19 protein-coding genes are annotated in these 19,757 nt (G+C 74.7%); 9 read left to right on the top strand and 10 right to left on the bottom strand.

Annotated elements, in window-relative coordinates; all coding sequences use genetic code 11:
- Positions 1-24 precede the first annotated feature (24 nt).
- From MF672_RS43440 to MF672_RS43430, 3 genes are read left to right on the top strand one after another with little or no spacing between them, the layout of a single operon-like run.
- Complete coding sequence (locus MF672_RS43440) at positions 25-2,478, top strand: glycoside hydrolase family 3 C-terminal domain-containing protein (protein WP_242381314.1); 2,454 nt, start codon at positions 25-27, stop codon at positions 2,476-2,478.
- A 48-nt stretch (positions 2,479-2,526) separates the two neighbouring features.
- Complete coding sequence (locus tag MF672_RS43435; protein ID WP_242381315.1) at positions 2,527-3,207, top strand: DUF4191 domain-containing protein; 681 nt, start codon at positions 2,527-2,529, stop codon at positions 3,205-3,207.
- Complete coding sequence (locus MF672_RS43430) at positions 3,207-3,971, top strand: class I SAM-dependent methyltransferase (RefSeq protein ID WP_242381316.1); 765 nt, start codon at positions 3,207-3,209, stop codon at positions 3,969-3,971. The genes MF672_RS43435 and MF672_RS43430 overlap by 1 nt, the downstream gene beginning before the upstream one ends.
- On the opposite strand, the gene MF672_RS43425 is transcribed toward MF672_RS43430, so the two are convergent.
- The 3 genes from MF672_RS43425 to MF672_RS43415 are packed head-to-tail and all read right to left on the bottom strand — an operon-like array spanning position 3,952 to position 6,050.
- On the bottom strand, positions 3,952-4,911 hold the full coding sequence (locus MF672_RS43425) for a glycoside hydrolase family 113 protein (protein ID WP_242381317.1): 960 nt from the start codon (positions 4,909-4,911) through the stop codon (positions 3,952-3,954). The two genes, MF672_RS43430 and MF672_RS43425, sit on opposite strands and share 20 nt — an antisense overlap.
- Positions 4,908-5,534: a TetR/AcrR family transcriptional regulator gene (locus MF672_RS43420; RefSeq protein ID WP_242381318.1), complete on the bottom strand. Its 627-nt coding sequence runs from the start codon at positions 5,532-5,534 to the stop codon at positions 4,908-4,910. The genes MF672_RS43425 and MF672_RS43420 overlap by 4 nt, the downstream gene beginning before the upstream one ends.
- Before the next feature lie 54 nt (positions 5,535-5,588).
- Positions 5,589-6,050 carry an RDD family protein gene (locus MF672_RS43415; protein ID WP_242381319.1) on the bottom strand — a complete coding sequence of 154 codons (462 nt, stop codon included), beginning with the start codon at positions 6,048-6,050 and terminating at the stop codon, positions 5,589-5,591.
- A gap of 77 nt (positions 6,051-6,127) precedes the next feature.
- Here MF672_RS43415 and MF672_RS43410 point away from each other — a divergent pair, with 77 nt between their 5' ends.
- The 3 genes from MF672_RS43410 to MF672_RS43400 all read left to right on the top strand — a co-directional run bounded on the left by MF672_RS43410 (position 6,128) and on the right by MF672_RS43400 (position 9,449).
- Positions 6,128-7,069 carry a hypothetical protein gene (locus MF672_RS43410; protein WP_242381320.1) on the top strand — a complete coding sequence of 314 codons (942 nt, stop codon included), beginning with the start codon at positions 6,128-6,130 and terminating at the stop codon, positions 7,067-7,069.
- 94 nt (positions 7,070-7,163) lie between these two features.
- Positions 7,164-8,588, top strand: a complete 1,425-nt coding sequence (gene glnA, locus MF672_RS43405) for a type I glutamate--ammonia ligase (protein ID WP_302893373.1) — start codon at positions 7,164-7,166, stop codon at positions 8,586-8,588.
- 93 nt (positions 8,589-8,681) lie between these two features.
- On the top strand, positions 8,682-9,449 hold the full coding sequence (locus tag MF672_RS43400) for a hypothetical protein (protein ID WP_242381322.1): 768 nt from the start codon (positions 8,682-8,684) through the stop codon (positions 9,447-9,449).
- Positions 9,450-9,878: 429 nt separating this feature from the next.
- Here MF672_RS43400 and MF672_RS43395 read toward each other — a convergent pair whose 3' ends face one another.
- Together MF672_RS43395 and MF672_RS43390 are read right to left on the bottom strand one after the other, a co-directional pair.
- Positions 9,879-10,586, bottom strand: coding sequence for a B3/B4 domain-containing protein (locus MF672_RS43395; RefSeq protein WP_242381323.1), 708 nt, complete (start codon positions 10,584-10,586; stop codon positions 9,879-9,881).
- A gap of 5 nt (positions 10,587-10,591) precedes the next feature.
- Positions 10,592-11,842 (bottom strand): MFS transporter, encoded by a 1,251-nt coding sequence (locus MF672_RS43390; RefSeq protein WP_242381324.1) that lies wholly within the window; start codon positions 11,840-11,842, stop codon positions 10,592-10,594.
- Positions 11,843-11,926: 84 nt separating this feature from the next.
- Here MF672_RS43390 and MF672_RS43385 point away from each other — a divergent pair, with 84 nt between their 5' ends.
- Positions 11,927-12,760, top strand: coding sequence for a LysR family transcriptional regulator (locus MF672_RS43385; protein WP_242381325.1), 834 nt, complete (start codon positions 11,927-11,929; stop codon positions 12,758-12,760).
- Here the strand turns inward: MF672_RS43385 and MF672_RS43380 are convergent.
- Positions 12,742-13,239: a nuclear transport factor 2 family protein gene (locus MF672_RS43380; protein WP_242381326.1), complete on the bottom strand. Its 498-nt coding sequence runs from the start codon at positions 13,237-13,239 to the stop codon at positions 12,742-12,744. The two genes, MF672_RS43385 and MF672_RS43380, sit on opposite strands and share 19 nt — an antisense overlap.
- Positions 13,240-13,328: 89 nt before the next feature.
- Here MF672_RS43380 and MF672_RS43375 point away from each other — a divergent pair, with 89 nt between their 5' ends.
- The gene (locus tag MF672_RS43375) at positions 13,329-13,874 is read left to right on the top strand and encodes a TetR/AcrR family transcriptional regulator (protein WP_242381327.1); all 546 of its coding nucleotides are present in this window, start codon (positions 13,329-13,331) and stop codon (positions 13,872-13,874) included.
- Here MF672_RS43375 and MF672_RS43370 read toward each other — a convergent pair.
- Genes MF672_RS43370 through MF672_RS43360 form a run of 3 tightly spaced genes read right to left on the bottom strand, consistent with a single transcriptional unit; the run spans position 13,855 to position 18,404 of the window.
- Complete coding sequence (locus MF672_RS43370; RefSeq protein ID WP_242381328.1) at positions 13,855-14,388, bottom strand: GNAT family N-acetyltransferase; 534 nt, start codon at positions 14,386-14,388, stop codon at positions 13,855-13,857. The genes MF672_RS43375 and MF672_RS43370 overlap by 20 nt on opposite strands.
- A gap of 18 nt (positions 14,389-14,406) precedes the next feature.
- Complete coding sequence (locus MF672_RS43365; protein WP_242381329.1) at positions 14,407-15,438, bottom strand: hypothetical protein; 1,032 nt, start codon at positions 15,436-15,438, stop codon at positions 14,407-14,409.
- Between the two features lie 32 nt (positions 15,439-15,470).
- On the bottom strand, positions 15,471-18,404 hold the full coding sequence (locus tag MF672_RS43360) for a bifunctional [glutamine synthetase] adenylyltransferase/[glutamine synthetase]-adenylyl-L-tyrosine phosphorylase (RefSeq protein WP_247815728.1): 2,934 nt from the start codon (positions 18,402-18,404) through the stop codon (positions 15,471-15,473).
- Between the two features lie 75 nt (positions 18,405-18,479).
- Between MF672_RS43360 and MF672_RS43355 the strand changes: the two genes are divergently transcribed.
- Positions 18,480-19,073 (top strand): HXXEE domain-containing protein, encoded by a 594-nt coding sequence (locus MF672_RS43355; protein ID WP_247815727.1) that lies wholly within the window; start codon positions 18,480-18,482, stop codon positions 19,071-19,073.
- Here the strand turns inward: MF672_RS43355 and MF672_RS43350 are convergent.
- Complete coding sequence (locus tag MF672_RS43350; protein ID WP_242377148.1) at positions 19,051-19,734, bottom strand: type 1 glutamine amidotransferase; 684 nt, start codon at positions 19,732-19,734, stop codon at positions 19,051-19,053. The genes MF672_RS43355 and MF672_RS43350 overlap by 23 nt on opposite strands.
- Between the last annotated feature and the right edge of the window lie 23 nt (positions 19,735-19,757).

Raw genomic sequence — 19,757 nt, 5'->3', positions numbered from 1 at the left:
ACCTATTGAGCGGTCGGTTTTCTGGTGAAGACTGTCGGCGTGGACTTCGACGTGCTTGTCGCCTCCCTCGACCTGACCGCCAAGATCCGGCTGCTCACCGGAGCGGACATGTGGTCGCTCCCCCCGATGCCCCGGATCGGCCTCGACCGGCTCGTCATGAGCGACGGGCCCATCGGCGTCCGCGGCGAGCAGTGGAGCCCCGGCGACCCGTCGATCGCGCTGCCCAGCCCCACCGCGCTCGCCGCGACCTGGGACCTCGACCTGGTCCGGCGGGCCGGGCGGCTGCTCGCCCAGGAGGCCCGGCGCAAGGGCGTGCACGTGCTGCTCGCGCCCACGCTCAACCTGCACCGCTCGCCGCTCGGCGGCCGGCACTTCGAGTGCTACTCCGAGGACCCGTACCTGACGGGCGAGATCGGGGCCGCCTACGTCGAGGGCGTGCAGGAGGGCGGGGTGGCCACCACGCCCAAGCACTTCGTGGCCAACGACTTCGAGACCGACCGGTTCACCGCCGACGTGCGGGTCGGGGAGAAGGCGCTGCGCGAGGTCTACCTGCGGCCGTTCGAGCGGGTCGTGCGGGCCGGGGCGTGGGGGCTGATGACCGCCTACAACGCGGTCAACGGCACGACCATGACCGAGCACGCCGAGCTGGTCAACGGGGTGCTGAAGGACGAGTGGGGGTTCGACGGGCTCGTGGTGTCGGACTGGACGGCGGTGCGCTCCACCGAGGCCGCCGCGCTCGGCGGCACCGACGTGGCGATGCCCGGGCCGTACGGGCCGTGGGGGGACAAGCTGGAGGCGGCGGTGCGCGAGGGCCGGGTGCCCGAGGCCGCGATCGACGACCGGGTCCGGCGCGTCCTGCGCCTGGCCCACCGCGTCGGCGCCCTCCGCCCGCCCGCCGGCTCCTCGTCCGCCGCCTCCTCCCCCGCCGGCTCCTCGTCCCCCGCTGCCTCCTCGTCCGCCGCTGCCGCGGAGGCCGCGCCGGCGCGCGAGGAGATCGACGGGGTGGCGCTCGCCCGCGAGGTGGCCGTGCGGGGCTGCACGCTGCTGACCAACGACGGCCTGCTCCCCCTCCGCGAGGGCGTCACGCTCGCCGTCATCGGCGCCGCCGCCGGCGAGGCCAGGATCATGGGCGGCGGCAGCGCCCAGGTCTTCCCCGACCGGGTCGTCTCCCCGCTGGCGGGCCTGCGCGCCCGCGCCGAGGTCCGGCACGCCCTCGGCACCGACCCCCGCGTCCGCCTGTCGCCGATCTCCTCCCCCGCCAGGGCCGAGTTCCTGGACGCAGACGGCGGCGTGCTGGCCGCGCACCCGCTGCCCGTCGCCGAGGCCCGCTGGATCGGGCAGCTCCCGCGCGACGTGGACGGCGAGCGGCTGCGGGCGGTCCGGCTGCGGACGACGTACACGCCGGAGGTCTCGGGCGAGCACGTGCTGTCGGTCGCCGGGGTGGGCGCGTTCACGATGAGCGTGGACGGCGAAGTCGTCCTCGACGCGACCGTCGAGGCGCCCGGCGGCGACCCGGCGGCGGCGTTCCTGTCGCCGCCCGAGCAGCGGGTGAGCGTGCCGATGGCGGCGGGCCGCCCGTACGAGCTGTGCGTGACGCACCCGTCGGGCGTGTTCGGCGGCATGGCGTTCGTGGCGTTCACGCTGGGCCACGCCGCGCCCGGGCCGGGCGAGGACGAGCTGCTGGCCGAGGCCGTGCGCGTGGCCGCCGCCTGCGACGTGGCGGTCGTGGTGGCCGCGACCACGCCGGAGGTGGAGAGCGAGGGCTTCGACCGGGTCACTCTCGCGCTGCCCGGCCGCCAGGACGAGCTGATCCGGGCGGTGATCGCGGCCAACCCGCGCACCGTGGTGGTGGTCAACGCGGGCTCGCCGGTCGAGCTGCCGTGGGCGGCGGACGCGGCGGCTGTGCTGCTGACCTGGTTCCCCGGCCAGGAGGCCGGGACGGCGCTGGCCGACGTGCTGTTCGGCGACGCCGAGCCGGGCGGCCGGCTGCCGACGACCTGGCCGCGCCGGCTGGCCGACGCGCCGGTCACCGCCGTGACGCCGGTGGACGGCGTGCTCGCCTACGACGAGGGCGTGCGCATCGGCTACCGGGCCTGGCGGCGGGCGGGGGCGGAGCCGGCGTTCTGGTTCGGGCACGGCCTGGGCTACACGACGTGGTCGTACGACCAGGTCGCCGCCGAGGGCACGACCGTCACCGTCGCCGTCACCAACACCGGCGACCGGCCGGGCCGCGAGGTCGTGCAGCTCTACGCGCGGCCCGCCGGCGGCGACGACGTGCGGCTGGCCGGGTTCGACGTGGTCGAGGCCGATCCCGGGCAGACGGTGCTGGCCACCGTGTTCCTCGACGAGCGGGCCTTCCAGGAGTGGCAGGACGGCGGCTGGCGGCCGATCGAGGGCGAGCACGTGGTCACGGCGGGACGCGGCGTCACCGGGCCGGGGCCGTCCGTCACCGTCCGGATCCCGCCCACGGCGAAATAGGCCGCCGCGTTTTCCATACTCCACCAGTTGGTTTGTATCCTTCAGAGCATGGCAAAGTCCGAGGACCCAGAGAAGCCGGGGCGCATCAAGCAGCTCCGCATGATCGCGCAGATCATCAAGCAGGCCAACCCCAAGGGGATGCCCCTCGTCTTCCTCTCCGCGGTGGGCACGCTTGCCGTGATCGTCGTGATCGGCCTGGTCACGGGCTATTTGTGGTATTCGGTGTTCATCGGCGTGCTGGCCGCGTTCACGGTCGGCCTGGTGGTGTTCGGGCAGCTCGCCCAGAAGGCCCAGTACTCGATCCTGCACGGGCAGACCGGCGCGGCGGCGGCGGTGCTGCAGGGCATGCGCGGCAACTGGCAGGTCACCCCGGCCATCGCGGTCAACCGCGACCAGGACCTCGTGCACCTGGTGGTCGGCCACCCGGGCGTGGTGCTGGTGTCGGAGGGGCCGGGCAACCGGGTGGCGAAGATGCTGGCGGCCGAGAAGAAGCGGGTCGCGCGGGTGGTGCTGGGCGTCGAGATCTACGACGTGCAGTGCGGCGACGGCGAGGGCCAGGTGCCGCTCGGCAAGCTGCAGCGCCATCTGATGAAGCTGCCGCGCAACCTGAAGAAGCCGGCGGTCAACGAGGTCAAGGACCGCCTGCGGTCGCTGCCGCGCAACATGCCGCTGCCCAAGGGCCCGATGCCCAAGGGGGCCCGCATGCCGCGCGGCCCCAAGATGCGCTAGTGCTGTCGTCCTCCTCGCGGGCCAACCGCTGGTGGTGGGACGGCAACGCCGACGACTACCAGCTGGAGCACGGCGATTTCCTGCGCGACGCCGGGTTCGTGTGGTGCCCGGAAGGCGTGGACGAGGCCGAGGCGCGGCTGCTCGGCGAGGTGCGCGGGCGCCGGGTGCTGGAGATCGGCTGCGGCGCGGCCCAGTGCGCGCGGTGGCTGGCCGGGCAGGGGGCCGCGGTGGCGGCGTTCGACGTGTCGCACCGGCAGCTCCAGCACTCCCGGCGCCTCGACCTCGGCACCGGGGTGCGCGTGCCCGCGGTGCAGGCCGACGCCGAGGCGATGCCGTTCGCCGACGCCGCCTTCGACGTGGCCTGCTCGGCGTTCGGGGCGCTGCCGTTCGTGGCCGACGCCGGGGCCGTCTTCCGCGAGGTGCGCAGGGTGCTGCGGCCGGGCGGGCGGTTCGTGTTCTCGGTGAGCCATCCGGTGCGGTGGGCGTTCCCCGACGATCCCGGGCCGCGCGGGCTGACCTCCGACCGGTCCTACTTCGACCGCTCCCCCTACGTGGAGCGCGACGACGCCGGCACGCCCACGTACGTCGAGCACCACCGCACGCTGGGCGACTGGGTGGGCCTGCTGGTGGCCGCCGGGCTGACCATCACCGCTCTGCTGGAGCCGGAGTGGCCCGAGGGGCACGAGCGGACGTGGGGCGGCTGGAGCCCGCTGCGGGGCCGCCACCTGCCCGGCACGGCGATCTTCAGCTGCGCGCGTCCCTAGCGGTCCGCGCCCGGTTCCTGGCGGCCATGGCCGCGAAGACCTCCTTGGGCTCCCAGCGGGTGTCGTCGAGCATCCTGACCACGCCGTAGGAGCCGAGGTCGGCCTCGCCGGGGCGGTTGTAGGCGGCGTACATGAACCAGAAGGCGCCCGCCACGCCCTCGCGCTCGAAGACGTCCATCAGCTCGGTGTAGTAGCGCACCTGCTCGCCCTCGTCGCGCCGCGCGCCCTCGGGCACCGTCCAGGCCATGCCGCCCCGCTCGCCCGCGCCCTGGTACGGGCACGTGCCGAACTCGGTCACCACGACCGGCTTGCCGGCCGCGAAGCGGGCGCGCAGCTCCTCGGCGTAGTCGTGGGCGTTGTGGGCGGCCCGGTAGTGGTTGACGCCGACGAGGTCGAACGGCGTCCAGTCGACCAGCTCCCAGGCGCCGGCGGCGTAGCTGAGCGGGCCGCCGAACAGCGGCCGCACGGTGGCGGCGACGCGCGCCAGGTAGGCGTTGAAGCGCGGCATGACCTGCATGAGCCCCATCCACCAGTCGAGGCCGGCGGCGCCCATGCGGGTGAGCCGGTCGAGGTAGGTGGCGCCGTCGATGTAGCCGGGGCCGAAGGCGGTCAGCTCGCAGCCGGTGACGAGCACCACCTCGGCGCCGCCCTTGCGCAGGGTCTCGGCGCGGCCGGCCGCGTCGGCGAGCACCTCCAATGTGCGGTCCGCGTCGAGGTCCACCGGGATCGGCGAGAACCACACCTCCAGGCCCTCGGCGGCGGCGTGCTCGGCCGCGAGGGCGATGCGGGCGGGCTCGCGCCCGCCGATGCGCACCGCGTCGCAGTGCAGCTCCCTGGCGATGACCCGCATCTCGCGGGCCACCATGGCGGGGTCCCACGCCTTCCTGGACAGGGCCTGGCCCGGCAGGAAACCGGTGTCGTAGTTGATGCCCTTCTTCACGCTCTCTCCCCTTCGATCGCTGCGAACCCGTGCTCCAGGAGGTCGAAGGCCAGCTCGACGTCCTCGCCGAGGCGTCGCGCCGCCTGCTCCAGCGGCATGCCCTCCGACAGCCGCAGGAAGAAGACCTCCTGGAGCGTGGTGACGGCGGTGGTGACCTGGGCGGCCATGAGCTGGGGGGCCAGCCCGCGGCCGGGCAGGGCGCGGGCGAGCGCGGCGGCCAGCTCGTGGCGCTGCTCCATGCGGGCCTGGTGGACGCCCTCCAGCAGCGCCGGGCTGCCGGTGATCACCTGGACCCTGAGCAGCATGCCCTCGACGTCCACCCCGGCCGCGTCGCCCTGGTGCGCCAGCGCGCTGTAGTGGGCGCGCAGCGCGGCGAGCGGCGTCCGCCCCTCCGGCCGCCCGTCCACGACCGCGGCGGCGTCGTCCTTGACGCCGTCCAGGACCAGGGACTCCTTGGACGGGAAGTAGCTGAACAGGGTGACCTTGGCGACCCCGGCCGCCTCGGCGACCTCGTTGACGGTCACCGCGTCGTAGCCGCGCTCGCCGAACAGCCGCAGCGCGGTCTCGGCGATGCGCCGCCGCGTCTGCTCCTTCTTCCGCTCCCGCAGTCCTGCCATCATCATGCGGACAGCCTAAACCATACCGGGTACGTTTTTGAACCCGGTATGGTTTTTCGCTCACATGCGGACGACGACGGTGTTGGACACCCGGTCGTGCAGGCCGCGGTGGTCGCGGTCCCAGATGAGCGCGGGCACGGCCAGGCACAGCAGCACGGTGCGCACCGCCACGGGCAGCAGCCGGGGGTCGCCGCCGTCCATCGCCGCCACCCGCACGCCCATCAGCCGGTGCCCGAACGTCTGCCCCATGAAGCCGACCAGCAGCAGGTACTGCAGGGCGAACACGGCCACCGGCGCCCACGGCGACCCGGCCGGGTCGATCCGGAGCAGCAGCTGCACGACGACCCACGTGCAGATCATCCAGTCGATCACCAGGGCCCCGATCCTGCGGCCCCAGCCGGAGACCGACCCGCTGCCCTCCTCGGGCAGCCCCAGGCGCTCCCCCGGGTAGCCGAGGTCGATGCCGGCGGACCTGACCCCGCCGAGCCACGTCTGCGTCCACCGGGGCTGCTTGCTGCTCATGCCCTCCACGGTATCCGCCCGGGTGGCCGGTCGGCGTCGTGACCCAACCGCGTCATGCGGCCGCCACCATGGACCGCATGCCACACGGGGATGACCTCGACCAGCGCTTCTACGAGCTGGTCGGCCAGATCGACGCCGACGAGCAGCGCCGCATGCGCGCCGCCGCCACCAAGGCCGCCAGAGCGCGTCCACCGCGCCCGAGGCGGAGGCGCTTACCCGCCTCCCCCGGCCGCGCGTACGACCCGCCGCGGCGCCGCCCCGGGCGGATGTGGCTCGCGATGGCGACGGTCACGGCGCTGATCGCCGCCGCGGGCCTGGTCGTGACCTTCCGTCCCGGCCTGCCGGCCCCGCCGGCCGAGGAGGCGGCCGCGCGCGCGGTGGACGCCGTCCCGCGCGACCCGTTCGCCGGGTCGCCGGCCGCCCGCTACGCCGACGGGATCGCGGGCTTCGTCCTGCCCGAGGCCAGGGCGGTGGGCGGCCTGTCGCGCGAGGACGTGGCCGAGGGGCTGGCCCGCGTCCGCGACCTGCTGGCCGCCGCCTACCTCGATCGCGACACGCTGCGGGGCGGCGACCCCGACGCCTTCGTCGCCGCCCTCGACCCCGGGCAGCGCGCCGCCTTCACGCCGCGGCCCGGCGCGGACGGGCCCGGCCGGTCCTGGGTCAGCAGCTTCGCGCCCGGCGAGGCCGAGCTCGCCTCCGACGTCGTCAAGGTGACGGGCCGGATCACGCTCGGCCCGTCCGGCGCGGACGGCCGGGGCGGCGCCGAGGTGCGGCTCGACCACCTTATCGTGTACGCCGTGCGACGCCCCGGGCGGCCGGAGACCGTCGTCCGGGTCGTCACGCACGCCTCGGGCGAGGTGCGGATCCACCGCGAGGGCGGCCGGCTGGTGACCTGGGTGACCTCGTGGGGCGCCGACGCCACGCCGGCGCGCTGCGACACCGGCGACGGCTACATCCACCCGAGGTTCGCCGGCGAACCGGAGCCCGGCGGGGGCTGCGGGAGGGCCCAGGAGACCTGACGCTGCGTAACACGTGCGAAACAATTGGGACACCGTACGGAAACCGCTTAGCCCTAGCGTCGCAATGATGGCCAGTCCCCAGGGAGGTTCGAGAGTGTTCAACTCCGCCGACGACGTCCTGAAGTTCATCAGTGACGAAGGGGTGCAGTTCGTCGATGTCAGGTTCACCGACCTGCCGGGGACGACGCACCACTTCACCTTCCCGGTAGAGAACTTCAGCGCGAGCGTCTTCACTGACGGACTCATGTTCGACGGCTCGTCGATCCGCGGCTTCCAGCAGATCCACGAGTCCGACATGCTCCTGCTGCCCGACCCGGCCAGCGCCGTCGTGGACCCGTTCCGCCAGCACAAGACGCTGAACATCAACTTCTTCGTGCACGACCCGCTCACCGGCGAGGCCTACAGCCGCGACCCGCGCAACGTCGCGCGCAAGGCGGAGGAGTACCTCAAGGGCACCGGCATCGCCGACACGGTGTACTTCGGCCCGGAGGCCGAGTTCTACATCTTCGACGACGTCCGCTTCGAGACCCGGCAGAACGCCGGCTACTACTACATCGACTCCATCGAGGGCGCCTGGAACACCGGCAAGTCGACCGAGGGCGGCAACCTCGGCTACAAGCCGCGCTACAAGGGCGGCTACTTCCCGGTGCCGCCGATGGACCACTTCACCGACCTGCGCTCGGAGATGGTCCGCAACCTCATCGAGTGCGGCATCGAGGTCGAGATGCAGCACCACGAGGTGGGCACCGCAGGCCAGGCGGAGATCGACTTCAAGTTCGGCACGCTGCTCAAGACCGCCGACAACCTGATGCTGTACAAGTACATCATCAAGAGCACGGCGCTGGAGTTCGGCCACACCGTCACGTTCATGCCCAAGCCGATCTTCGGTGACAACGGCTCCGGCATGCACTGCCACCAGTCGTTGTGGAAGGACGGCTCGCCGCTGTTCTACGACGAGGTCGGCTACGCGGGCCTGTCCGACACCGCCCGCTACTACATCGGCGGCCTGCTCAAGCACGCCCCGTCGCTGCTGGCCTTCACCAACCCGACGGTCAACTCCTACCACCGCCTGGTGCCGGGCTACGAGGCGCCGGTCAACCTCGTCTACTCGCAGCGCAACCGGTCGGCCTGCGTCCGCATCCCGATCACGGGCTCCAACCCGAAGGCCAAGCGCATCGAGTTCCGGGTGCCGGACCCGTCCTGCAACCCGTACTTCGCCTTCTCGGCGATGCTCATGGCGGGCATCGACGGCATCCGCAACAAGATCGAGCCGCCGGAGCCGGTCGACAAGGACCTCTACGAGCTGCCGCCCGAGGAGGCCCGCAACATCCCGCAGGTCCCCGGCTCCCTCACCGACGTGCTCAACGCGCTGGAGGAGGACCACGACTACCTGCTCGAAGGCGGCGTCTTCACGCCCGACCTGATCGAGACGTGGCTGTCGTACAAGCGGGAGAACGAGGTCGACCCGATCCGCCTGCGCCCGCACCCGCACGAGTTCGAGCTGTACTACGACGTCTGACGACGCCCGCGAGCACGGCCCGGCATCGGGACACGATGCCGGGCCGTTTCCATGCGCGGCGTCCGCGCTTGTGATCACTCAGCGTCACCCTCGATGATGTACGGTGACGTGCCGGCCGGCGGGATCGGGGGGAGCGCGATGGTGGCGGAGTCCGTCGTGGTCCCGCTCTTCGCGGCGGCCGCGCGGACGCTCCTCACCAGAGGCGCGAAATGGCTGTTCGACCGGGCGACCGTCGAGCACAGGCCGGCCCGGCAGGCGGAGACCCCGGTCGGGCGGCAGGACCTCAGCGCGGGCGGCCTGCCCGTCAGCGACGCCGACATCGCCATCGACCAGGGCGCCTTCGCGCTCCCGATGCCCGCGCTGCTCATGATCCAGGACGGGCACGGCCGGATCGTCCCGTTCCCCATGATGAGCGGGGAGATCGCGCACGTCACCGTGCGCAGGGGGCATCACGTGCTCGCGGCCCTGACGTTGAACCCGTGGCTGTCGGCCGACGTGCCCACGCTGACGGGTGTCGGGTGGCGGCGGGCCCGCATCGCGTCCGGCCGCACGCTGCGGGTGACCGTCACCACCCGGCCGCCCACGTGGGCGACGATGGGCGAGCTCGGTCTCGTGAACCCCGACGGCACCTCGCCGTTCCGGCTGCAGGGCCGGACGGCGACGACGAGGCAGCCCGGCAACCAGGCGGCGGACGCCGCCCGGTGCCGGGCGGCGTCCCCCGGCCCCGGCGGCCGGAGCGCGCGATGCGGCCGGCCGGCGCAGAACGGCCTGGGCACGCACCTGTGCGCCTGGCACACGCGGGAGGTCCGCGACGGCGCCGTCGTGCGCGACTTCGAGACCGGCACCCGATACGCCCGCTGACGACCGGCTTGCGCTCTGGCCCGGTGGGGTTCGTCCGCGTACGCTGCCGTCGTGGCCGACTGGGCAAAGCTGATCGAGGCGATCGCCGGTCTCCTGGGCGCGGTGGCATGGCCGGTCGCGGTCGTCCTCGCGACCCGCCTCGTGATCAGGCGGCACCGGCTCGCCTTCGAGCGGCTGATCGACCGGGTGCGGAGCATCAGCTACCCCGGCGGCCAGGTGGATCTGGGGCAGATCGCCATCGAGCAGGAGCACCAGGTGGGGGCGCTCGTCCAGGAGGCCAGCGCCGAGGACCTGGAGCCCGGGCAGCGGGAGGCGGACGCAGGGGCTCAGCCGCGACGAGATCGCGCGGCGGGTCGCCGGGCGGGCGCGGTGGACGAGCGGGCGGGCTCGTCCTCGCTGCGAGCGTACGGCCGGCGGGGTGGGCGGAGGTCAGGCCGTGACGGTGAAGCGGGGGGCGGACGGGGTGAGCACGGACGGGGTGCTCGGCGCGCCGGGCCAGAGGGCGGCCAGGTCGGCCGTGAGGGCGGCCAGGAGGGCGTCGATGTCGGCGCGGGCCGTGTCGTGGAGGGCTTCGGCGACGATCAGGACGTCCGTGGTGCCGGGGCGGACGGCGGACAGGCCGCTCTGCCGGTTGGTCCAGCGGCGGGCGTGCGCCCGCCCCTCGGCGTCGGCGAAGATCACCTCGCCCGGGGCCGGGTGCTCGGTCTCGCCGCCGAAGGTCAGGTACGTCTCCTCCCCCGTCGCGCGGCGCACCTCCAGGTCGCCCGCGATCCGGGAGAGGTCGAACACCGCGACGGGGATCGCGTAGCCGACGGAGACGGCGTTGCACAGGTCGATCAGGGGGTGCAGGCCCGGCAGCGCGCCCTCCTTGCGCAGGCGGCGCAGCAGCGACTCCGAGGCGCAGCGGTATTGCGTGGGCTTGAGCCCCATGCGGGCGAAGGCCCGCCGCCACGCCTGGATCTCCGGCAGCTCGCTCTCCGTGCCCGCCGTGGCCAGCCGTTTGGCGGCGGTCTCGGTGTACGGGAGCAGCCGGTCGGCCACGGGCGCGTCCGCGGTGACGCCGCGTGCCGTGAGGACCCCGGGCACCAGCTCGGGGAAGTCGCGCCAGAGGTCCGGGGAGTGCTGGAAGGCCGTCATTCCGGTCACGATACCCGGACCCGGCGGGCCCGGGCGGCCGCCAGGCCGTAGCAGGCGCAGGTGAGGGCGGTCAGGACGGCCGCCGCCAGCAGGGGGCGGCCGAGCACGCCCATGACGGCGACGCCCAGCGTGGCCCCGACCTGGCGGAAGGTGTTGAGCACGCCGCCCGCCGTGCCCGCCGTCCCGGCCGGGGCGCTGCTCACCATGCCGGCCATGAGCGCGGGCAGCACGAACGACAGCCCGAACCCCATCACGAGCAGCCACGGCGCCACCAGGTCGGTCAGGGCCAGCCCGGTCAGCGCGGCGGCGATGAGGGCGAGGCCGCCGAGGATGGCCGGGCGCGGCCCGTGGCGGGCGACGAGGCGGCCGGTGAGCAGCGGGTTGACCGTCATCGGGAGCGTGAGCGGCAGGAACGCCAGCCCGGCGGCCGTCGGCGTGAGGTGGCGGGTGTCCTGGAACAGCAGGGTCAGGACGAACAGCGCCCCGGAGAAGGCGAAGTTGGCGACCACGCCGGCCAGCAGCTCGGGCCAGGTGGCGGCGAGCAGGCCGCCGGGCAGGGCCGGGGCGTGGCTGCGGCGTTCGACGGCCACCAGCGCCGCCAGGGCCGCGAGCGCGAGCCCGCCGGCGAGCGCCGAGGCGTCGATCAGCGCCTCGGCCACCAGCCCGAGGAACGCGCAGGCCAGCACCTGCACCTGCCAGTCGATGCCGCGCACGCCGCGCGGGGAGCGCACCCGCCGCATGACGAGCAGGCTGACCAGGGCGAGCGGCGGGTTGAGGAGGAAGACGGCGCGCCAGCCGGACACGTCCACGAGCAGGCCGCCGAGCAGCGGCCCGGCCGCGAGGGCGCTGCCGGTGATCGCGGCCCACAGGCCGGTGGCGCGGGCCCGGGCGGCGGGCTCGGGGAACAGCTCGGCCAGCAGCCCGAGCGAGCCGCCGGTGCACAGCGCGGCCGCCACGCCGAGCAGCGCCCGCAGCCCGATCAGCGGGCCGAGGGCGGGCGCGGCCGCGCAGAGCAGGGAGACCGCGCCGAAGGCCGCCACGCCCAGCTTGAACACGCGGGCCGCGCCGTAGCGGTCGGCCACGGCGCCGCCGGTGAGGAGCGCGGCGGCGAAGGCGACCGTGTACGCGTTCACGGCCCACTGCTGGCCGGCCAGCGAGCCGCCGAGCGAGGCCCGCAGGTCGGGCAGGGCGATCGTGAGCACGGTGGTGTCCAGGATCACCAGGAAGTAGGCGAGGGAGAAGCCGAACATTCGCATGCCGCCCAGCCTGCGGAAACCCGGCATCTCCCCTCAACAGGGGCAGCCTGAGGGAGCGTTCGGGAGAACCGTATGCTGGCGGGCATGGACTTGCGGCAGTTGCGGGGGTTCGTGGCGGTGGCCGGGGCCGGGACGGTCACCGAGGCCGCCAACGCGCTCGGCCTCGCCCCGGCGTCGGTGTCGGAGCAGGTGCGCCGGCTGGAGCAGAGCCTCGGCGTGGCGCTGTTCGAGCGTACGCCGCGCGGGATGCGGCTGACCGAGCCGGGCGCGGTGCTGCTGGAGCGGGCGCGGGGGCTGCTGGACCACGCCGAGGAGGTACGGCGGGCGGTGACGGGCGGGCGCCGCCGGGTGCGGATCGGCGCGCTGGAGATGGTGGCCGCGGCCCGGCTGCCCGCGGTGATCCGCCGCCTGTCGCGGCGCCGCCCCGACCTGGACGTGGACGTGCGCGCGCTGACCCGCCAGGACCTGCTGGCGGAGCTGGCCGGCGGCCGGCTGGACGCGGCGCTGCTGCTGGACGCCGGGCCGCGGGTGGGCGGCCTCGGCTTCGACCCGCCCGCCGGGCTGGACTTCCTGGACGTGGGCGAGGTGCGGCTGTCGCTGGTCGCGGCGCCGGGCGGCGACACCGAGCCGCTGCTGGTGAGCCCGCGCGGCTGCTCGATCCGGCTGGCCGCCGAGCGCCTGCCGGACCTGTCCCGCACCCCGCGCAGGGAGCTGACCAGCATCGCGACCGCCCGCGAGTGGGCCAGGCAGGGGCTCGGCAGCGCCCTGCTGCCGGACTTCGCGGTGGACGGCGACCTCGCGGCCGGCGCCCTGGTCCCGCTCGGGGGGCAGGACGCGGGCGCGCTGGCGTTGCGGCTGGTCTGGCAGCGCGGGCGGGAGCCCGCCCTGCGGGACGTGCTCTACGCGATGGCGTCCTGACCCGCGATGGCGTCCTGACCCGCGATGGCGTCCTGACCGCCAGGCGGGACGTCCGCCATGGCCTGCCGCGCGGCGGCCAGCACCTCGGGCAGGTGGCCGGTGGCGGCGGCGACGCGCAGCGGGTCCTGGTACTCCCGCCAGAGCACGACCTGCCCGTCGCGCGCCCGCAGCACGCCGATGAAGGGGGCCGAGCGGCGCTCGCCGGTGCCGGGGAGGGTGGCGCCCAGCTCGTACTCGACGATGACGACGTCGGGGTCGCGGGTCTCGTGCACGACGACGTCGCTCATCTCCAGCCGGAACGGCAGCGCCGCCCGGCCGGCGCGGGCCCGGTCGAGGAAGGCGGCCCGGCCCTCGATCCGGCGGGCCCGGCCGGGGACGGCGAACGGCGTCTCGACGACGACGTCCTCGGCCCAGAGCTCGTCGTCGTCCACGCCGCTCAGGTAGCCGCGCAGCCGCTCGAACACGTCCCGTGCGCTCATGACGTTCCTCCCCGAGGGATAAGATGAGTGAGTACTCACGTTACGGAAAATAATGAGTCGCCACTCATCTTGTCAACGGAGGGGTTCCGATGGCCCAGCTGCGCGCCGACGCCCGGCGCAACCGCGAGCGCATCCTCGCCGCCGCCGAGGAGGTCTTCGCCGAGCGCGGCGCGTCGGCGTCCACGGAGGAGGTGGCGGCGCGGGCCGGGGTGGCGATCGGGACGGTCTTCCGGCACTTCCCCACCAAGGACGACCTGCTCACCGCCATCGTCAAGGCGCTGCTCGCCCGGCTGGAGGAGGAGGCCGCCGGGCTGGCCGAGCGGGGCGAGCCGGAGACCGCGCTGTTCGCGTTCTTCACGCACGTGGTGGAGGCGGCGGCGGCCCGCAGGACGGTGGCGGACCTGCTGACCGGCGGCGCGGGCCTGCCGGTGGAAGGGGCGCTGCGGCGGCTCGCGGAGCCGGTGGGCACGCTGCTGCGGCGGGCTCAGCAGGCCGGCGCGGTGCGCGCGGACGTGCGCCAGGAGGAGGTGATGGCCCTGCTGGCGGCGGCGTCGCAGGCGGCCCTGCAGGCCGGCTGGACGCCTGACCTGCGGGAGCGGACCCTCGGGATCATCTTCAGGGGCTGCCGGCCTTGAGCCGGTAGAGCACGTGGCGCAGGACGGGGCTGTCCGGGGGCACCTTGGGGTGGTCGAAGTCCTCGGCCGGGTCGCGGGTCATGCCGAGGCGGCGCATGACGGCCTGCGAGCGCAGGTTGGAGGCGGCGGTCATCGAGATCAGGTCGTCCAGGCCCGCCTCCTCGAAGGCGAACGCGACCACCCGCCGGGCGGCCTCGGTGGCGTAGCCGTGGCCCCAGGCGGGCCGGGCCAGCCGCCAGCCGATCTCCACGGCGGGCAGGAAGGGCGCGTCGAAGGTCTGGTAGCTCAACCCGGTGAAGCCGACGAACTCGCCGGTGCCGATCACCTCCAGCGCCCACAGGCTGTAGCCGCGCTCGTCGAAGTGCTGCTCGATGCGGTCCACCAGCAGGTCGCTCTCCTCGCGGGTGAGCGGCGCGGGGAAGTGCTCCATCACCTCGGGGTCGGCGTTCATGGCGGCGAAGGGCTCGCGGTCCTCCGCACGCCAGCGGCGCAAGATCAACCGTTCGGTCTCCATCCGTCCCACGCTACCGGCTCAGCGCCGCGACCTGATCCCCGTGAGGCGGCGCAGCACGTCCCACCAGAACGGGGCGCCGAACAGCAGCGCCACGTACGTCAGCAGGAAGCCCGGCCAGTGGCTGGGCGTGATGAGCCGGTTCCACCAGGTGGCGCCGTTCCACTCCACGCCCGGGTCGCCCTGCTCCGGGATGGACACGCTGACCAGGGCCTGGCCGAGCATCCTGACCAGGGCGGGCTGGCTCAGCGTCTCGGTCACGCAGTGCACGGGGTCGGCGCCGGCGCAGCGGGCCTTCAGCTCGCCGTAGGCGTCCGGGCCGGACTCGGACACGGCGGTCACCGAGGCGCGGAAGGCGTTGTCGCGCAGCAGCGTCTTGGCGTACTCCAGGCCGTCCATGGTGAACACCAGCGTCACCAGCAGGCCGAGCACGGCGAGCACCCACTTGACGTAGCGCTTGTAGAGCATCGACAGCCGCTGCATCTCGCCGTCGAACCAGGTCTCGACGCCCTGCCGGAAGCGGTCGAGATCGCGCTGGGCGCTCTCCCAGATGCCCTTGAGGTGGCCGTACAGGGGGCTGTCCATGGCCTTGAGCTTGGCCAGGAAGCGCTCGACGTCGCCGTCCTCGCCGGCCGCCAGCTCCATGAGCGCGACCGCGAAGCGGCCGGGCGGGATGTGCGCGATGCTGGTGCGGCCGCGCTTGGCGTGGTCGATCTCGCGGACCCGCTCGTACAGCAGGTTGATCATCGCGTCGTCGGTCTTGGCCCGGGGCTCGGGCAGGCCGCCCGCCTCCGCCGGCGAGGGCAGCTGGCTGTAGCGGGGCCGGGGGTCGTGCAGGAACGGCAGGCGGGTGAAGACGTCGCGGATCCTGGCCGGCAGCCAGGAGCCGGCCGCGCCCGCGCCGTCCATGGTGTCCCTGAGGTAGGCCCACAGGAACTTGCTGCGGATGGCGAGCAACCGCACGAACGCCTCGTTGAGGCCGCTCACCAGCAGCGACAGCAGCAGGAACGAGACCGCCAGGCCGAGGGCGAGGTCCACGTAGACGGATAACACCGCGCCTTGATACACCCGCCCGGCCGGACGGATCAACCCCCGTAGAAGACGCGTTCCACCACCTGCCGGGCGCGGCGGGTGACGCGGCGGTAGTCGTCGAGGAAGTCCTCGGAGCCGTCGGGAGGGTAGCCGAGGGCCTGGGCGATGCGCCGCCGCTCGACCGCGTCGCGCGGCACGCTGTCACCGGGACGGCCCTTGACCAGCATGACGGCGTCGCGGATGCGGGAGGCGAAGCGCCACGCCTCGCTCAGCACGGCCTCGTCGGCGGCGTCGAGCAGGCCCTCGGCCACGGCGGCGCGCAGCGCGTCCAGCGTGCGGGTGGTGCGCAGCGACGCGACCGCGCCGGCGTGCCGGAGCTGGAGCAGCTGGGCCACCCACTCCACGTCGGACAGCCCGCCGGGGCCGAGCTTGGTGTGCAGGGCCGGGTCGGCGCCGCGCGGCAGCCGCTCGGCCTCCATGCGGGCCTTCAGCCGCCTGATCTCGCGGACGGCGTCCTCGGGCAGGCCGTCGCGCGGGTAGCGCAGCTCGTCGACCATGGCGGTGAACTCCGCCCCCAGCTCCGCGTCGCCCGCCGAGAACCTGGCCCGCAGCAGCGCCTGCGACTCCCACGGCGACGACCAGCGCGCGTAGTAGGCGCGGTAGGAGGCCAGCGTGCGCACCAGCGGGCCCTGGCGGCCCTCGGGGCGCAGGTCGGGGTCGATGAGGAGGGGCGGGTCGGGGGCGGGCAGCGACAGCAGCCTGCGCAGCTCGTTGGCGACGGCGAAGGCGGCGTCGGTGGCCTCGCGCTCGGGCACGCCCGGGCGCGGCCGGTGCACGAACATGACGTCGGCGTCGCTGGCGTAGGAGCACTCCATGCCGCCGAGCCGGCCCATGGCGATGATCGCGAACGAGGTGAGGCCGGCGGACCTGGCGAGCGCGGCGTCCAGGGCGGCCTGGAGGGTGACGTCGTTGAGCGCCGACAGGGCGCAGCCCACGGTCTCGATGTCGGCCAGGCCGGAGACGTCGGCCACGGCGGTGCGGAGCAGCTCCCTGCGCCGCAGCGCCCGGACGGCGGCCACGGCGGTCGCGGGGTCGCCGTCGCCGTCGGAGACGTAGCGGCCGACGGCCGCGGCGGCCTCGCCGGCCAGCGACTCGGGGGTGCGCGGGGCCAGCTCCTCGTCCGAGCCGAGCAGCGCGACCGCCTCGGGCGCGTGCATGAGCAGGCCGGTGGCGTAGCGGCTGGTGCCGAGGACGCGGGCCATCCGGGCGGCCACGGCGGTCTCGTCGCGCAGCAGCCGCAGGTACCAGGGGGTGGCGCCGAGCTTGTCGCTGACCTGCCGGAAGCCGAGCAGCGCGGCGTCGGGGTCGGGCGTGTCGGCGAACCAGCCGAGCATGACCGGCAGCAGCGTGCGCTGGATCGCGGCCCGCCGCGACACGCCGGCGGTGAGGGCGGCGATGTGCCGCAGCGCGCCCGCCGGGTCGACGTAGCCGAGCGCCTCCAGCCGGGCCGCCGCGGCGGCCGGGGACAGCCGCGCCTCCGACTCCTGCAGCCGCGAGACGGCCTGGAGCAGCGGCCGGTAGAACAGCTTCTCGTGCAGCCGCCGCGCCTCCCTGGCGTGCCGCCGCCACCGGGCGGTGAACTCGCCCACCGGGTCGGCCTGCATGCCGAGCGCGCGGCCCAGCCTGCGCAGGTCGGCCTCGGCGGTGGGGACGATGTGCGTGCGGCGCAGCCGGTGGAGCTGGAGCAGGTGCTCGACCTGGCGGAGGAACGCGTACGCCTCGGCCAGGCCGCGGGAGTCGTCGCGGCCGACGTAGCCGCCGCGCGCCAGGGCGGCCAGCGCGGGCAGCGTGGCGCGGCGGCGCAGCAGCGGGTCGAGCCGCCCGTGCACGAGCTGCAGGAGCTGGACGGCGAACTCGATGTCGCGCAGGCCGCCGGGGCCCAGCTTGAGCTGCCGCTCGCCCTCGGCGCGGACGTGCGCCTCGACCCGGCGGCGCATGGCCTGCACGTCCTCGACGAAGTGCTCGCGGGTGGCCGCCGTCCAGACCAGGTCGTTGACGGCCTGGACGTAGGCCTCCCCCAGCTCCAGGTCGCCCGCCACCGGGCGGGCCTTGAGCAGCGCCTGGAACTCCCACGTCTTGGCCCAGCGCCGGTAGTAGGCGAGGTGACTGGCGAGCGTGCGCACCAGCGGGCCGGAGCGGCCCTCGGGGCGCAGGCCCGCGTCGACCTCCCACAGGGCGCCCTCGGGGGTGGTGGCGGTGCAGGCCCGCATCATGGCCTGGGCCAGGCGGGTGGCGGTGCGCAGGGCCTTGGTCTCGTCGGCGCCCTCGCGCGGCTCGGCGACGAAGACGACGTCGACGTCGCTGATGTAGTTGAGCTCCCGCGCGCCGCACTTGCCCATGCCGATGACGGCGAGGCGCACCCCGGCGGCGTCCACCTCGGCGCGGGCGACGGCGAGCGCGGCCTCCAGCGCGGCGCCGGCGAGCTCGGACAGCTCGGCCGTGACCTCCTGGAGGGTGGCCTCGCCGGTGAGGTCACGGGCGGCCAGGTGCACGAGCCTGCCCCGGTACGCCACCCGCAGCGCCACCAGGGCGCCCGCGTCCGTGGCCACCGGCTCCGGCTCGGCCGGGTCGGCCCCGACGGCGCGCAGCAGCTCGGCCCTGGCCTCGTCCTGGCGCGGCCGGGCCAGGCGGGCGACGTCGCCGGGGTGGCGGACCAGGTGCTCGCCGAGGGCGTCGCTGACGCCGAGCACGGCCAGCAGCCGCGCGCGCAGGCTCTCGTCGTCGCGCAGGGCGCCGAGGACGGCCGGGTCGCGCTCGGCCAGCCGGGTGAGCGAGACCAGGGCCAGGTCGGGGTCGGCGACGTCGACCAGCGACGTCAGCAGGTCGTCGAGGCCGGGGCCCGCCTGGCGGACGAGCTGGGCGGCCCGGGCTCCGTCGGCGAAACCGAGCTTGGCGAGGCGCGCGGCGGTGGATTCGATCCTGGGCACCCCTCCATCTTGACAGGACCGGGGCCGGCGGTCGTAGAATGCAACGCAACGTTGCGTTGTGATAGGGAGGCGGAGATGGCTCAGAAGGAGCGGACGGCCGCGGTTCCCGCGGCCGTGACGTGGGGGCTGCTCGGCGCGTGGGCCGTGCACGACGCCGAGGAGCTGGTGACGATGGCGCGGTGGCTGCGGGCCGCCCGGCCGCGGCTGGAGCAGCGCTTCCCCGCGGTGCCGTGGGCGCGGCTGGAGCTGTCGCAGGCGCACGTCACCGTGGCCATCGGGCTGATGGGCGGCGTCATGGCGGGGGCGGCCGCGCTCGGGGCGCGCACCGGCGGGCGGAGCCCGGTCTTCCAGGCGGTGCTGGCCGGGTTCGGGGCGCACGGCGCCGGGCACCTGGCGCAGGCCGCGGTGGTGCGCGGCTACACGCCGGGGGCGCTCACCTCGCCGGTGGTGGTGATCCCGTTCACGGTGTGGGCGTGGCGGCGGCTCAAGGCGGCCGGCGTGCCGACCGGCGGGGGCGGGCGGTCGGCGGCGGCCGGGCTCGCGGCGCTGCCGCTGGTCCTGGGCGCGGTGCACGGGCTGGCGCACGTCCTCACCCGGCGCGCGTCCGCGTCCCGCGCGGGACGGACCCGCGAGGGCGGGCGGGCGGTCAGCCGCGGGCGGCGGTCCTGATGACGTCGGCGAAGGCGCGCGCGACCGGGCGCCAGGTCGCCACGAGAGCCGGCTCGGCCGCCTTCACCTCGCGGTTCAGGTCCTCGGCCGCGTCCAGGTCCGAGCCGTGCGTCCAGGACGCGAAGATCTCCGGCGTGGCCTCGGGATGGAACTGCACGGCCCAGGCCGCCTCTCCCAGCCGGTAGGCCTGGTTCGGGTACTGGCCGCCGGTCATGAGCGGCACCGCGCCGTCCGGCAGGACGGTTATCGCGTCCTGGTGGTACTGCACGGCCACGGCCGTCTCGACGCCGGCCAGCAGCCGGTCCTCGCGGGCGGCGGGCAGGGCGGTCACCGCGCGGGCGCCGATCTCCAGGCCGTTCGCGCCGCGCTCGACCACGCCGCCGCAGGCCAGGGTGAGCAGCTGCGCGCCCAGGCAGATGCCGAGCGTGGGCGTGGCCTCGTCCACGGCCCGCCGCAGCAGGTCGCGGGTGGCGGGCTGCCACGGGCTGCGCTCGTCCTCCCAGGCCGCCGCCGCGCCGCCGAGCACGATGAGCGCGTCCGCGGCCCGCGCCGGGACCTCCTCCCCCAGGTACGGCCGCACGACGTCGCAGGCGAGGCCGAGCCAGCCGGCGAGGTAGCCGAGGCCGGCCTCGGCCTCGTGCTCGATGACAGTGATCCGCATACAGGTAATTATCGGGGCAAATC

Origin of the sequence: Actinomadura luzonensis, from assembly GCF_022664455.2 — a bacterium.
GTDB classification, from domain to species: Bacteria; Actinomycetota; Actinomycetes; order Streptosporangiales; family Streptosporangiaceae; genus Nonomuraea; species Nonomuraea luzonensis.
The sequence above is the reverse complement of the archived record's forward strand: the minus strand, read 5'-3'. Positions and strand labels throughout refer to the sequence as shown.